This window comes from Thalassobacillus sp. C254 (assembly GCF_001310615.1).
Map to the genome: position 1 here is coordinate 17,363 of NZ_BAXQ01000021.1, position 13,707 is coordinate 31,069.

Sequence of the window (13,707 nt, forward strand, 5' to 3'; positions counted from 1 at the left end):
GACGACTTGTCCGACACGGGGTGGAGAATCAGAATCTTTCATTCCTGCATCACCTATATATTATCAAGCTTGAGTTAGGATCTCATAGCCTGTTGTAGTTATGGCAATGGTATGCTCAAAATGAGCACAGTTCTTCCCGTCAGTGTTACCACCGTCCAATTGTCTGAAAGTGTATGAACATGACGTTCACCAGCATTCACCATTGGCTCGATTGCCAGTACCATTCCTGGTTTCAGGCGCGGTCCTTTTCCAGGAGGCCCGAAGTGAGGAATCTGAGGGTCCTCATGAAGCTCCTGGCCTACGCCGTGTCCCACATACTCTCTTACGATAGAAAAGCCTTCGGCTTCTACATACTTTTGTATGGCGTGAGAGATGTTTGACAAACGTTCTTTTGGTTTTGCTTCAGCAAGACCCTTGAAAAGGGAAGCTTCTGTAACATCCAAAAGACGCTGATCTTCTTTGGAGATATCCCCAACAGGATAGGTCCAGGCTGAATCTCCATGATAACCATTATACTTTGCACCAATATCAATTGAAATGATATCGCCCTCGTTTAAGGCGCGGTCACTCGGAATTCCATGTACCAGCTCTTTATTTACTGAAGCGCAAATGCTTCCGGTAAATCCACTGTAACCTTTAAATGATGGTATTGCCCCGTGCTGACGAATAAACTTATCCGCAATCTCATCCAAGTCTTTCGTTGTTATACCAGGCTGAATATGCTTTTGTAATTCCTGATGCGTGAGGGCTACAATACGCCCGGCTTCACGCATTATATCGATTTCTCGATCTGTTTTACAAATTATCATGCATGAAGTCCTTTCAGCAATTCATCAATGTCTCGGAGCACCTTATCAATATCCTGATCTCCATCAATATTTCGAAGATAACCTTTTTCCTCATAAAAATCAATGAGAGGTTGTTGTTGTTCTATATTTACATCCAAACGCTTCTTAACGGTTTCTGGCTTATCATCATCTCTTTGAATCAATTCACTGCCATCCACATCACAGATGCCTTCTTCTTTCGGAGGATTGAAAATGACATGATAGGTTCTTCCAGATGTTGGAGAAACTCTTCTCCCGGTTAAACGCTCCATTAAGCTATCTTTGTCTACTTCAATATTGAGCACGTAATCTAAAGAAGTATTCAACGATGCCAGGATATCTTCCAAAGCTTCTGCCTGAGCTACTGTGCGCGGAAATCCATCAAGTAGAAACCCTTTTTCGCAATCACTCTTGCTTAGTCGCTCTCGAACAATGCCAATTGTTACCTCATCGGGAACTAATTCGCCGGCATCCATGTAAGACTTTGCTTTTATTCCAAGCTCCGTCTCTCCCTTAATAGCAGCGCGGAACATGTCCCCGGTAGAAATATGCGGAATACCGTATTTTTCTACAATCTTTTCAGCTTGTGTGCCTTTACCGGCACCTGGAAGTCCCATTAAAATAAGGTTCATTTATATCTCCTCCATCGCTCCGAGTTCGGCCAAGGGTCTGGGGAGTGCCCTTCCCCTCGATCTCTTATTTAATAAAGCCTTTATAGCTTCGTTTGATCAACTGGCTTTCTATCTGTTTCATTGTATCCAACGCTACACCCACGACAATTAACAATCCCGTGCCGCCTATTTGTATGGTTTGCGGAAGGCCTAACTGGGTAGTAAAGAAAACAGGAATGACTGAAACGGTGGCTAAGAATAATGCTCCGACCAACGTGAGTCGATACATAATTCTTTTGATATAACCTCGGTGGTCTTCCCTGGACGAATGCCGGGAATGTACCTCCTTGTTTTTTAAGGTTTTCAGCCATTTGCTCCGGATTCACTTGTACAAATGTATAGAAGTAGGTAAATCCAATGATCAATGCTGCGTAGAAGATTAAACCAAACGGCTGGGTGTAATCAAAGTTTTGAATGACCCATCTTGCTACAACATTATCTTCCCCTACAAAGCTTGCAACGGTAGGAGGGAAAATAAACAAAGAAAGTGCAAAGATAATTGGGATAACACCTGCGGCGTTTACTTTTAACGGCAGGTGAGTTGACTGTCCACCTACAGGACTGCGGCCTACCAGGCGTTTAGCATATTGTATCGGCACCTTACGGATCGCTTGCTGTATAAAAATAACCCCAACTACAATCAAAAGTACGGCTATCGCTAGAAACAGTAGCGTAACAATGCCGAAAAATAATTGATCTCCAGCATCTTCGATTTGGGTGGCATAAATTTGATTCACACCATTAGGTATCCCTGCTGCTATACCGCCAAAGATGATAATAGATATACCATTTCCAACACCTTTGAGTGTAATCTGTTCCCCTAACCACATTAAGAATGCAGTTCCTGTTGTCATCACCAAGGCAATGAAAATGTATTTCGGAATACTTGGGTCTGGAATCAAACCAGGAAAGAGGTTGTTAAAACCAATAGACATCCCTAAACCTTGAATAAAAGCGAGAACAACAGTGAAGTACCTTGTGAACTGAGCGAGTTTACGCCGTCCTGCTTCACCCTGTTTGGCCCATTCAGTAAATTTAGGAACAACGTCCATCCGTAACAATTGTACAACAATGGATGCGGTGATATAGGGCATGACACCCATAGCAAAAACAGAATAGTTCCCTAGCGCTCCGCCGCCAAATGTATTTAAAAATCCAAAAGCGTTCGCTTGATCTTGAAAGTCTAATACATCGCGGTTAGAGCCCGGGACAGGTATAAAGCTTCCTATTCTGAACACTACGAGCATGAGAAGGGTGAAAATGACTTTCCGTCTTAAATCACCCACGCGAAAAATATTGGAGATCGTACGGAACATTAGATCACCTCTGTTTTGCCGCCAGCCTCTTCGATTGCTTTCACAGCAGACGCAGAGAACTTATTGGCTCTTACAGTCAGGTCTTTATCCAGGTTTCCGTTGCCTAGAATTTTGATTCCGTCTTTGACGTTGCTAACTACCCCTTCTTTTACAAGAAGTTCAGGAGTTACCTCTGTACCTGACTCAAAACGGTTAAGAGTTTCTACATTCACAACTGCGTATTCTACGCGAGTCGGGTTCGTAAATCCACGCTTTGGCAGACGCTTGTAGATAGGGTTTTGACCCCCTTCAAAGCCTGGTCTTACTCCGCCACCGGAACGGGCGTTTTGACCTTTATGTCCACGGCCTGCTGTCTTACCATTACCAGAAGCCGGTCCACGTCCTACACGATTGCGAACTTTACGGGAACCTTCTGCAGGTTTCAACTCATGAAGTTTCATGCTGACACCTCCCTGTCTCGTTGAAGTTTATTATGCATCAATTTCTTTTACAGTTAATAGATGCGATACTTTATTGATCATTCCGCGGATTGCGGCATTGTCTTCTTGTACTACTGAATGATTCACCTTGCGCAGTCCAAGTGTATTTACAGTAACGCGCTGGTCCTGCGGACGGCCAATCAAACTACGGCTGAGGGTGATTTCAAGTTTTTTTGCCATCTCGTTTCCCTCCTTATCCTAACAGTTCTTCGACGCTTTTACCACGTAGTTTAGCTACTTCTTCAGCTGTCTTTAAGCTTTCAAGGCCTTGCAAAGTTGCGCGAACCATATTGATTGGGTTGTTAGAACCTAGAGACTTGGAAAGGATATCATTAACGCCACCTAACTCAAGCACGGCACGGACTGGTCCACCCGCGATAATCCCAGTACCTTCGCTTGCTGGCTTCATTAGTACACGTCCTGCTCCAAAGTGTCCTACGATTTCATGTGGAATTGTTGTTCCAACAGTAGGTACTTCAATAAGATTCTTTTTACCGTTCTCTACAGCTTTGCGGATAGCTTCTGGCACTTCAAGAGCCTTGCCCATTCCAAAACCGACGTGGCCGTTGCGGTCACCCACTACTACAAGAGCAGCAAAGCGGAAACGACGTCCACCTTTAACAACTTTCGCTACACGGTTGATAGCTACAACTCTTTCTTCAAGTTCAAGCTTACTTGGATCGATACCCATGCATTTTCCCTCCTTCTTTTTTAGAATTTCAATCCGTTTTCTCGTGCTGCATCAGCAAGTGCTTCCACACGGCCGTGATAAATGAATCCTCCGCGGTCAAATACAACAGATTCATGTCCTTTTTCACTAGCGCGCTTGGCGATAAGTTCACCAACTTGCTTAGCTGCCTCTTTATTTCCACCGTTCTCAAGCTTAAGCTCATTATCAAGAGATGATGCTGCAACAAGCGTTTCACCCTTCACATCATCAATAAGCTGTGCATAGATGTGCTTGGAAGAACGGAAAACATTTAAACGTGGGCGTTCAGCTGTCCCCTGTACCTTGCGGCGGACACTCATGTGACGCTTTTTACGGGACGCATATTTATTAGTTTTCGTAATCATGCAACGCTCCTCCTTTCTCACTTTTTCGTTAGGAGTTACTTACCAGTTTTACCTTCTTTGCGGCGAACTTGCTCACCTGCGTAACGAATTCCTTTACCTTTATAAGGTTCTGGGGTCCGTACAGAACGGATGTTAGAAGCTACAGCTCCAACACGCTCTTTGTCGATTCCTTTAACCACTACTTTGGTGTTCGCTGGAACATCGATTTCGATCCCTTCTTCAGGAACAATCTCAACTGGGTGGGAGTATCCTACATTCAGAACTACCTTGTTTCCAGATTTGTTCGCACGATAACCTACACCGACAAGCTCCAATGCTTTTTCATAGCCTTGGGTTACGCCCTCAACCATGTTGTTGATCAAGCTGCGGCTAGTTCCGTGAAGAGCACGATGCTCTTTGTGGTCAGAAGGTCTTTCAACCGTTACTTCGTTATCTTCAATATTGACTTTCATGTCAGAATGAATTTCACGCTTTAGTTCCCCTTTAGGCCTTTAACAGTTACCACGTTACCGTCAAGTGATACTGTTACACCTTCAGGGATTACTACTGGTTTAATACCTACACGAGACATAATGTCACCTCCATTTCGTCCACTCTTGTGTTACCAGATATATGCTAGAACTTCTCCGCCAACTTGTTGGCTGCGAGCATCTTTATCAGTCATTACTCCGTTAGAAGTAGAAATTACAGCGATTCCTAATCCACCAAGTACACGAGGTACTTCGTTAGCTTTCGCATAGACGCGAAGTCCTGGCTTGCTGATTCGCTTAAGCCCGGAAATAACGCGCTCATTGCTTGGTCCGTACTTCAAGAAGATACGGATGATTCCTTGCTTGTTGTCTTCCACATATTCTACATCGCGAACGAAACCTTCACGCTTGAGGATTTCTGCGATTTCTTTTTTCAAGTTAGAAGCTGGCAATTCAAGCTTCTCGTGACGAACAGTGTTTGCATTACGAATGCGTGTTAGCATATCGGCAATCGGATCTGTCATAACCATATCGGTTTACCTCCTTCCTTGTCTGGAGCCTTACCAGCTTGCTTTTTTGACGCCTGGAATTTGTCCTTTGTATGCGAGTTCACGGAAACAAATCCGGCAAAGTTTAAATTTACGTATAACAGAGTGAGGACGTCCACAACGTTCACAACGGGTGTACTCACGTACTTGGTACTTTTGTGGCCGCTTTTGTTTGGCGATCATTGATTTTTTAGCCAAGGCAGATTGTCCCTCCTTAAAGGTTCACTTATTTTTGGAACGGCAGTCCCATTTGAGTTAGCAACTCACGTGCTTCTTCGTCCGTTTCAGCAGTGGTAACAATTACGATATCCATGCCGCGAACTTTGTCTACTTTATCGTATTCGATCTCTGGGAAGATCAACTGCTCTTTTACACCTAGTGTGTAGTTCCCGCGACCGTCAAATGCTTTGTTTGAGATCCCGCGGAAGTCACGTACACGAGGAAGAGATACGTTGATTAGCTTTTCAAGAAAATCATACATACGTTGGCCTCGAAGTGTAACTTTGGCGCCAATAGGCATACCTTCACGAAGCTTAAAGCCTGCGATAGATTTCTTGGCCTTTGTGATTAATGGTTTTTGACCTGTGATATCAGCTAGTTCTTCAACTGCTTTATCAAGAGCCTTAGGGTTTTGCACCGCTTCACCCACACCCATGTTTACCACAATTTTGTCTATTTTAGGTACTCCCATAACAGAGGAGTAATTAAACTTTTCATGCAAGTTTGAAACAATCTCATTTTGGTATTTACTCTTTAGAGCGTTCATATGGTTGACCTCCTTTCATCAACTGACTTACTTATCGAGGGGTTCACCAGATTTCTTAGCAACCCGGATTTTTTTTCCGTCTTCAACTTTATAACCTACACGAGTAGGTTCACCGCTTTGCGGATCAATAGGCATCACGTTGGATACATGAATTGGCGCCTCTTGGTTCATGATTCCACCTTGCGGATTTTCTTGAGAAGGCTTAGCATGTTTTTTTACCATGTTAACCCCTTCTACCAACACTCTGTAATCGCTAGGGTAAGCTTCAAGGATCACACCTTCGGTGCCCTTGTCTTTTCCAGTGATTACTTTGACTTTATCGCCTTTTTTGACGTGGAGTTTAGGTTGAGCCATCATCGCACCTCCTTAACCATGCATTTTCATCTCTACCGGTCTCTTAAAGCACTTCTGGTGCCAAAGAAACGATTTTCATGTATTGCTCATCACGGAGTTCTCTTGCTACCGGTCCGAAAATACGAGTCCCGCGAGGCTTTTATCTGGGCGAACAATTACAGCTGCGTTTTCGTCGAACTTAATGTAAGAACCATCCTTACGACGTGCACCGCTCTTAGAGCGAACAATTACAGCAGTGACAACTTCACCTTTTTTGACAACGCCTCCTGGTGTTGCTTGTTTTACCGAGCAAACAATCATATCACCGATGTTAGCGGATTTACGACCAGAGCCGCCTAGAACTTTAATGCATTGTACTTGTCTTGCACCAGAGTTATCTGCAACTTTTAAACGACTTTCTTGTTGAATCATTGACTACGTAACCTCCCTTCATACAGAGAAAAGTATTAAATGATCACGGCTTCTTCTACAATTTCCACTAGTCGGAAACGTTTATCCTTAGATAGCGGGCGAGTTTCCATGATCTTAACGATATCGCCTTTTTGGCTTTTATTTTCTTCATCATGTGCTTTGAATTTCTTAGAGTACTTTACACGCTTTCCGTATAGGGAATCAGTCTTGTACGTTTCAACCAGAACCGTAATAGTCTTATCCATCTTATCAGAAACAACGCGTCCATTGTACACTTTACGCTGATTACGTTCAGCCATTTAGCCAAACCTCCTCTCAGGTTTATTAACCTTTATTAATACCGAGCTCTCTTTCGCGTAAAACTGTCTTGGCACGGGCAATATCTTTCCGTACTGTGCGAATCCGTACTGGATTGTCCAATTGACCAGTTGCCAGCTGAAAGCGAAGGTTAAATAACTCTTCTTTCAGTGACTTAGTCTTTTGCTCAATTTCAGCAGTGGTTAACTCTCTAATTTCATTAGCTTTCATTTGCCTCACCACCTACTTCTTCGCGTTTAACAAACTTCGTCTTAATTGGAAGCTTGTGAGACGCAAGTCTAAGTGCTTCGCGGGCTACTTCTTCAGGAACCCCCGCAATTTCAAACATAATCTTACCAGGTTTTACAACAGCTACCCATCCTTCTGGAGCACCTTTACCGGAACCCATTCGAACTTCAAGAGGTTTTGCTGTGTATGGTTTGTCTGGAAAAATTTTAATCCAAACCTTACCGCCACGCTTCATGTAACGAGTCATTGCGATACGAGCTGACTCAATTTGACGGTTTGTAATCCAAGATGCTTCTACTGCTTGTAGGCCATATTCACCAAAAGTAACTTCAGTTCCGCCTTTTGCACGGCCTCTCATTTTTCCACGATGTTCACGACGGAATTTAACACGTTTAGGCATCAACATATTATTTTCCTCCTTCCTTTTTGTTCGTTCCTTTCGTTGGAAGGACTTCTCCACGATAGATCCAGATCTTCACTCCGATTTTACCGTACGTAGTGTCTGCTTCAGCAGTCCCATAATCGATGTCCGCGCGAAGTGTATGGAGAGGAACTGTCCCTTCGTTATAGCTTTCAGAGCGAGCGATGTCAGCTCCGCCAAGACGGCCGGAAACTTCTGTTTTGATACCTTGTGCTCCAGCACGCATTGTGCGCTGCATAGCTTGCTTCATTGCACGACGGAAAGAAATACGGTTTTCTAATTGACGAGCAATATTTTCTGCCACCAGGCGAGCATCCATATCAGCTTGCTTTACTTCTGCAATGTTGATGTGTACTCTTTTGCCGGTTAATTGGTTAAGGGCTTTACGAAGAGCCTCAACTTCCGAACCGCCTTTACCGATAACCATACCAGGTTTCGCAGTGTGAATAGTAATATTAACACGCTTTGCTGCACGCTCAATCTCAATTGTAGATACTGATGCGTCCGTCAAGCGGTTTTCGATGAACTCACGAATCTTAACGTCCTCGTGAAGTAAGTCTGCATAGTCCTTGTCAGCGTACCATTTGGAATCCCAGTCGCGAATTACGCCGATGCGCAATCCTACCGGATTAACTTTTTGACCCACTCATTAACCCTCCTTCTTTTCTGATACAACGATTGTAATATGGCTTGTGCGCTTGTTAATTCTTGTGGCGCGCCCCATCGCACGTGGACGGAATCTTTTAAGCGTTACACCTTCATCAACAAAAGCCTCGCTGATATATAGATTCTCAGGTTCCATTTCATAGTTATGCTCTGCGTTTGCAACAGCAGAGTTTAGTACTTTCTCAATGATCGGGGAAGCTGCTTTTGGAGTGTGATTAAGAATAGCTAGCGCTTCACCGATGTTCTTGCCCCGAACAAGGTCTGCTACCAAACGTGCTTTACGAGGGGCAATTCGGACTTGTTTAGCAACTGCTTTAGCTTGCATGAATGTTTACCTCCCCTCTAATTAACGTCTCGTTTTCTTATCGTCTTTTCCATGGCCTCTGTACGTTCTTGAAGGTGCAAACTCTCCAAGCTTATGGCCAACCATGTCCTCTGATACGTATACAGGCACGTGCTTACGACCATCGTAAACAGCGATTGTATGTCCGACAAAGTCAGGGAAAATTGTAGAGCGGCGAGACCAGGTTTTAATTACTTTCTTATCATTCTTCTCGTTTAATTCTTCCACTTTTGTCATCAAGTGGTCATCGACAAAAGGTCCTTTTTTTAAACTACGACCCATGATGAGACCTCCCTTCGTGATTGGCCCACGGTTCCGTAGAACCGCAGCGCAACCTCGTTATTTTTTACGACGACGGACAATATACTTGTCAGTGTCTTTGTTTTTCTTACGTGTCTTGTAACCAAGAGTTGGTTGACCCCAAGGTGTAACTGGTGACTTACGTCCGATAGGCGCGCGGCCTTCCCCACCACCGTGTGGGTGATCACTAGGGTTCATTGCAGAACCACGAACGACAGGACGCTTACCTAACCAGCGAGACCGGCCGGCTTTACCAACGTTAATAAGTTCATGTTCAAGATTACCAACTTGACCGACTGTAGCACGACATGAAGAAAGAATCAAGCGTGTTTCACCAGATCTTAGTCGCACAAGAACATATTTGCCTTCTTTACCAAGTACCTGAGCTTCTGCTCCGGCAGAACGAACAAGCTGTGCTCCACGTCCAGGCTTTAACTCAACATTATGGATTACAGTACCACTGGGATATTAACAAGTGGAAGTGCGTTTCCTACTTTGATGTCTGCCTCTGGACCTGATACGATTTCTTGTCCTACCTTAAGTCCTTTTGGTGCAAGGATATAACGTTTTTCACCGTCCAGGTAGTTAATGAGCGCGATGTTAGCAGAACGGTTTGGATCGTACTCGATAGTCGCTACACGACCAGGAACTCCGTCCTTTTCACGCTTAAAGTCGATAACACGATATTGACGCTTGTGCCACCGCCTTGGTGGCGAACAGAAATACGGCCTTGATTATTACGACCGCCTTTCTTGTGAAGGGGCTCAAGCAAAGATTTTTCTGGCTGATCAGTTGTGATCTCTGCAAAGTCGCTTCCGGACATTCCACGGCGACCATTTGTAGTCGGCTTATACTTTTTGATAGGCATCTTGGTTTCCCTCCTTCACTCTTTATTAGCTTTCAAATAGTTCTAATTCTTGACTGTCTGGCGTTAGTGTGACAATCGCTTTTTTACGGCTAGGTTTAAAACCAGTATAACGGCCGAAACGACGGAATTTACCTTTGTAATTCAAAGTGTTAACTTTCGCTACTTTGATGTCAAAGATCTCTTCCAAGGCTTGCTTGATTTGCGTTTTGTTAGCCTTCACGTCTACTTCAAACGTATATTTCTTCTCTTCCATTTGATCTGCAGAGCGTTCAGTAATTACGGGGCGCTTAATTACATCGCGTGCGTTCATTATCCAAGCACCTCCTCTACCTTCTCCACTGCCTCTTTTGTGATGACTACTTTGTTGTGCTTAAGCAGGTCAAGTACGCTCACATTATCGGCAGTTACAAAGGTAACTCCAGGGATATTTTTTGCTGACAAAGCAACGGCTTCATTATAGTCAGCTGTTACTACAAGTGCTTTGTCACTTGCAGAAAGACCAGAAAGGATATTAACCATTTCTTTTGTCTTTGGTGCATCTAATTTCAAGTCCTCTACTACTACAAACTCTTCACTCTGTACTTTAGTGGAAAGAGCGGATTTAATAGCAAGACGACGAACTTTCTTTGGCAGGCTGTAGCTGTAGCTACGCGGTGTTGGTCCGAAGACTACTCCGCCTCCTACCATTGTGGGGAACGAATAGATCCTTGACGGGCACGTCCAGTTCCTTTTTGACGCCAAGGTTTGCGTCCTCCGCCTCTAACTTCAGAACGATTTTTAACTTTGTGTGTTCCTTGACGCAATGATGCCTGCTGCATAAGCACAGCATCCGCTAGAACAGCTTCATTTGGTTCGATGCCAAATACGGCATCCGCCAAATCTACATCTCCGACTTGAGAACCGGATTGGTTAAACAATGCTACTTTAGGCATGATGGAGCCTCCTTTCATTCAGACATTTTATTTCGTTGCTTTTACAGCACTTTGAATAGATACATAGCTTTTTTTCGGTCCAGGTACATTACCTTTGATTAGCAGCAAATTACGATCTGTATCGACTTTCACTACTTCAAGGTTTTGTACTGTTACTGTGTTTGTACCCATGCGTCCCGGAAGCTTCTTCCCTTTAAGAACGTGGTTTGGATCTGTTGGACCCATTGAACCTGGCGACGGTGGTAACGAGAACCGTGAGACATTGGTCCGCGAGACTGGTTATGGCGCTTAATAGCACCCTGGAAACCTTTCCCTTTAGACGTTCCAGTTACATCAACTGTGTCTCCTGCATTAAATGTATCAACTTTGACTTCCTGACCAACTTCATAATCCGTAAGTGTCACGTCACGGAATTCACGTACGTAGCGCTTGGGAGTAGTACTTGCTTTCTCAGCATGTCCCTTAGCTGGTTTGTTAGAACGTGATTCTTTTTTATCGGAGAAACCAAGTTGAATGGCTTCATACCCGTCAGACTCAACAGTCTTGGTTTGTAGAACCACATTTGGTTCAGCTTGGATAACTGTTACCGGTACTACCTCTCCATTGTCGTTAAACAACTGTGTCATTCCAATTTTTCTTCCCAAGATTCCTTTGGCCATTAGTCACACCTCCTGTTATTTCATAAAATTATTTTTTATTTATTGTTAATATAAAAGACTATTAAAGTTTAATTTCAATATCGACACCAGATGGTAAATCCAAACGCATCAAAGCATCAACTGTTTGCGGCGTTGGGCTTACGATGTCGATTAAACGCTTATGTGTGCGCATTTCAAACTGCTCACGTGAATCCTTAAACTTGTGAGTCGCACGCAAGATTGTGTAAACAGACTTTTCTGTAGGTAGTGGAATAGGTCCAGATACTCCCGCTCCAGAACGCTTCGCTGTGTCAACAATCTTCTCTGCAGACTGATCAAGAATGCGATGGTCATAAGCTTTTAAACGAATACGAATTTTTTCTTTTGCCATTTGTAGACCTCCTTTTTTCGTCCGATTTATACAGACATCCTCCGCGAAAATTATCCCATCACGCCCTCCCATGGCAAAGGGTCCGGGTGTGTCGGCAACCTTCCGCATCATCGTTATCCAGGACCAAGAACGTATAGATTGACTGATTTATCAGCTCAAAAATATATCCATTGGTCACACTTTTTCTATTATAAAGACCTAGTACACTAATTGCAAGTTTTTATTCAAAAAAAATTTGCTTTCCTTTATTTCTCAAGCAATCCTTCTTGCTGATTGCTGTAAGGAGTCTCTTTCTTGATGGTCAGGAGGTAATCAGCCAGCCGTTTTGTTTCTTCCTTATATTATATAGAAGAGATAGGATAAAGACGTTCCACACAGTGCTATCCCACTAAAAAGAGCCCTGACTCTGTCAGGACTCTTATTATATCACTTTACTTATTACTCAGTGATTTCAGCAACAACGCCAGCGCCTACAGTACGTCCGCCTTCACGGATAGAGAACTTCGTACCGTCTTCGATCGCGATTGGAGCAATTAGTTCAACTGTCATTTCGATGTTGTCACCAGGCATAACCATTTCTACGCCTTCAGGAAGGTGGATAACACCAGTTACGTCAGTTGTACGGAAGTAGAACTGAGGACGATAGTTAGAGAAGAAAGGAGTGTGACGTCCACCCTCTTCTTTTGAAAGAACGTATACCTCAGCTTTAAACTTCGTGTGTGGTGTGATAGAACCAGGCTTAGCCAAAACTTGACCACGCTTGATGTCCTCACGGCTTACACCACGAAGAAGGGCACCAATGTTGTCGCCAGCTTCTGCATAGTCAAGAAGCTTACGGAACATTTCTACTCCAGTAACAGTTGTTTTTCTAGCTTCTTCATCGATACCGATGATTTCAATTTCATCACCAACGTTAAGAACTCCACGCTCTACACGGCCAGTCGCAACTGTACCACGGCCAGTGATAGAGAATACGTCCTCAACAGGCATCATGAACGCCTTGTCTTTGTCACGCTCTGGAGTTGGGATGTAGTCATCTACAGCTTGCATAAGCTCGACGATTTTTCCTCGTACGCTTCGTCTCCTTCAAGTGCTTTCAAAGCAGATCCGGATACAACAGGTACGTCGTCTCCAGGGAAGTCGTACTCAGAAAGAAGGTCACGTACTTCCATTTCAACTAGCTCAAGAAGCTCTTCGTCGTCTACCATGTCTACTTTGTTCAAGAAAACAACGATAGAAGGTACACCAACCTGACGGGAAAGAAGAATGTGCTCACGAGTTTGTGGCATTGGACCGTCAGCTGCGGATACTACAAGAATAGCTCCGTCCATTTGTGCAGCACCAGTGATCATGTTTTTAACATAGTCAGCGTGGCCTGGGCAGTCAACGTGTGCATAGTGACGAGAATCTGTTTCATACTCTACGTGTGCAGTAGAGATTGTGATTCCACGCTCGCGCTCTTCTGGAGCACCGTCGATAGAATCGTAAGCCATAGCCGTTCCAGAACCGGAACGCTTGTGAAGTACAGTTGTAATAGCAGCCGTTAACGTAGTTTTACCATGGTCAACGTGGCCGATAGTACCGATATTGGCATGTGTTTTCGAACGATCAAACTTTTCTTTTGCCATTATGATAATCCTCCCTTAAATCAAGTAAATTATGTGAAGCAAGAAAGGTGGAACATTC

The 13,707-nt window shown here is 43.9% G+C and carries 17 protein-coding genes and 8 pseudogenes; all 25 read right to left on the minus strand.

Annotated elements, in window-relative coordinates; genetic code table 11:
• Positions 1-63: 63 nt before the first annotated feature.
• Positions 64-809 (minus strand): annotated as a pseudogene (gene map, locus JCM19033_RS16515) (type I methionyl aminopeptidase).
• The gene (locus JCM19033_RS16520; protein ID WP_054637114.1) at positions 806-1,459 is read right to left on the minus strand and encodes an adenylate kinase; all 654 of its coding nucleotides are present in this window, start codon (positions 1,457-1,459) and stop codon (positions 806-808) included. Before JCM19033_RS16520 ends, map begins: the two are co-directional and overlap by 4 nt.
• 64 nt (positions 1,460-1,523) lie before the next feature.
• Positions 1,524-2,745: pseudogene (gene secY, locus JCM19033_RS16525) on the minus strand (preprotein translocase subunit SecY).
• 68 nt (positions 2,746-2,813) lie between these two features.
• A complete protein-coding gene (gene rplO, locus JCM19033_RS16530) occupies positions 2,814-3,254 on the minus strand; it encodes a 50S ribosomal protein L15 (protein WP_054637115.1) in 441 nt (146 codons plus the stop codon).
• Between the two features lie 30 nt (positions 3,255-3,284).
• A complete protein-coding gene (rpmD, locus tag JCM19033_RS16535; protein ID WP_054637116.1) occupies positions 3,285-3,473 on the minus strand; it encodes a 50S ribosomal protein L30 in 189 nt (62 codons plus the stop codon).
• 13 nt (positions 3,474-3,486) lie between these two features.
• On the minus strand, positions 3,487-3,984 hold the full coding sequence (gene rpsE, locus JCM19033_RS16540) for a 30S ribosomal protein S5 (RefSeq protein WP_054637117.1): 498 nt from the start codon (positions 3,982-3,984) through the stop codon (positions 3,487-3,489).
• Positions 3,985-4,004: 20 nt separating this feature from the next.
• Complete coding sequence (gene rplR / locus JCM19033_RS16545; RefSeq protein ID WP_054637118.1) at positions 4,005-4,367, minus strand: 50S ribosomal protein L18; 363 nt, start codon at positions 4,365-4,367, stop codon at positions 4,005-4,007.
• Positions 4,368-4,402: 35 nt separating this feature from the next.
• Positions 4,403-4,938 (minus strand): annotated as a pseudogene (gene rplF / locus JCM19033_RS16550) (50S ribosomal protein L6).
• Between the two features lie 30 nt (positions 4,939-4,968).
• Positions 4,969-5,367 (minus strand): 30S ribosomal protein S8, encoded by a 399-nt coding sequence (gene rpsH / locus JCM19033_RS16555; RefSeq protein WP_054637120.1) that lies wholly within the window; start codon positions 5,365-5,367, stop codon positions 4,969-4,971.
• 30 nt (positions 5,368-5,397) lie between these two features.
• On the minus strand, positions 5,398-5,583 hold the full coding sequence (locus JCM19033_RS22570; protein WP_019375521.1) for a type Z 30S ribosomal protein S14: 186 nt from the start codon (positions 5,581-5,583) through the stop codon (positions 5,398-5,400).
• Positions 5,584-5,611: 28 nt separating this feature from the next.
• Positions 5,612-6,151 carry a 50S ribosomal protein L5 gene (gene rplE, locus JCM19033_RS16560; RefSeq protein ID WP_054637121.1) on the minus strand — a complete coding sequence of 180 codons (540 nt, stop codon included), beginning with the start codon at positions 6,149-6,151 and terminating at the stop codon, positions 5,612-5,614.
• 27 nt (positions 6,152-6,178) lie between these two features.
• Entirely contained in the window at positions 6,179-6,505 is a 327-nt protein-coding gene (gene rplX / locus JCM19033_RS16565) for a 50S ribosomal protein L24 (RefSeq protein WP_054637122.1), read from the minus strand.
• Between the two features lie 43 nt (positions 6,506-6,548).
• Positions 6,549-6,916, minus strand: a pseudogene (gene rplN, locus JCM19033_RS16570) (50S ribosomal protein L14).
• 35 nt (positions 6,917-6,951) lie between these two features.
• Positions 6,952-7,215: a 30S ribosomal protein S17 gene (gene rpsQ / locus JCM19033_RS16575; protein WP_054637124.1), complete on the minus strand. Its 264-nt coding sequence runs from the start codon at positions 7,213-7,215 to the stop codon at positions 6,952-6,954.
• Between the two features lie 25 nt (positions 7,216-7,240).
• Positions 7,241-7,444 (minus strand): 50S ribosomal protein L29, encoded by a 204-nt coding sequence (gene rpmC, locus JCM19033_RS16580; RefSeq protein ID WP_054637125.1) that lies wholly within the window; start codon positions 7,442-7,444, stop codon positions 7,241-7,243.
• Positions 7,434-7,868, minus strand: coding sequence for a 50S ribosomal protein L16 (rplP, locus tag JCM19033_RS16585; protein ID WP_054637126.1), 435 nt, complete (start codon positions 7,866-7,868; stop codon positions 7,434-7,436). Before rplP ends, rpmC begins: the two co-directional genes overlap by 11 nt.
• Before the next feature lies 1 nt (position 7,869).
• Positions 7,870-8,529: a 30S ribosomal protein S3 gene (gene rpsC, locus JCM19033_RS16590; RefSeq protein ID WP_054637127.1), complete on the minus strand. Its 660-nt coding sequence runs from the start codon at positions 8,527-8,529 to the stop codon at positions 7,870-7,872.
• A 3-nt stretch (positions 8,530-8,532) separates the two neighbouring features.
• Positions 8,533-8,874: a 50S ribosomal protein L22 gene (rplV, locus tag JCM19033_RS16595; RefSeq protein ID WP_054637128.1), complete on the minus strand. Its 342-nt coding sequence runs from the start codon at positions 8,872-8,874 to the stop codon at positions 8,533-8,535.
• A gap of 21 nt (positions 8,875-8,895) precedes the next feature.
• Positions 8,896-9,174, minus strand: coding sequence for a 30S ribosomal protein S19 (rpsS, locus tag JCM19033_RS16600; RefSeq protein WP_054637129.1), 279 nt, complete (start codon positions 9,172-9,174; stop codon positions 8,896-8,898).
• 57 nt (positions 9,175-9,231) lie between these two features.
• Positions 9,232-10,060 (minus strand): annotated as a pseudogene (rplB, locus tag JCM19033_RS16605) (50S ribosomal protein L2).
• Positions 10,061-10,085: 25 nt separating this feature from the next.
• On the minus strand, positions 10,086-10,370 hold the full coding sequence (rplW, locus tag JCM19033_RS16610; protein WP_269758318.1) for a 50S ribosomal protein L23: 285 nt from the start codon (positions 10,368-10,370) through the stop codon (positions 10,086-10,088).
• A pseudogene (rplD, locus tag JCM19033_RS16615) lies at positions 10,370-10,992 on the minus strand (50S ribosomal protein L4). Before rplD ends, rplW begins: the two are co-directional and overlap by 1 nt.
• 27 nt (positions 10,993-11,019) lie before the next feature.
• A pseudogene (gene rplC, locus JCM19033_RS16620) lies at positions 11,020-11,651 on the minus strand (50S ribosomal protein L3).
• A gap of 61 nt (positions 11,652-11,712) precedes the next feature.
• The gene (gene rpsJ / locus JCM19033_RS16625) at positions 11,713-12,021 is read right to left on the minus strand and encodes a 30S ribosomal protein S10 (protein ID WP_054637132.1); all 309 of its coding nucleotides are present in this window, start codon (positions 12,019-12,021) and stop codon (positions 11,713-11,715) included.
• 438 nt (positions 12,022-12,459) lie between these two features.
• A pseudogene (tuf, locus tag JCM19033_RS16630) lies at positions 12,460-13,649 on the minus strand (elongation factor Tu).
• Positions 13,650-13,707: the final 58 nt, after the last annotated feature.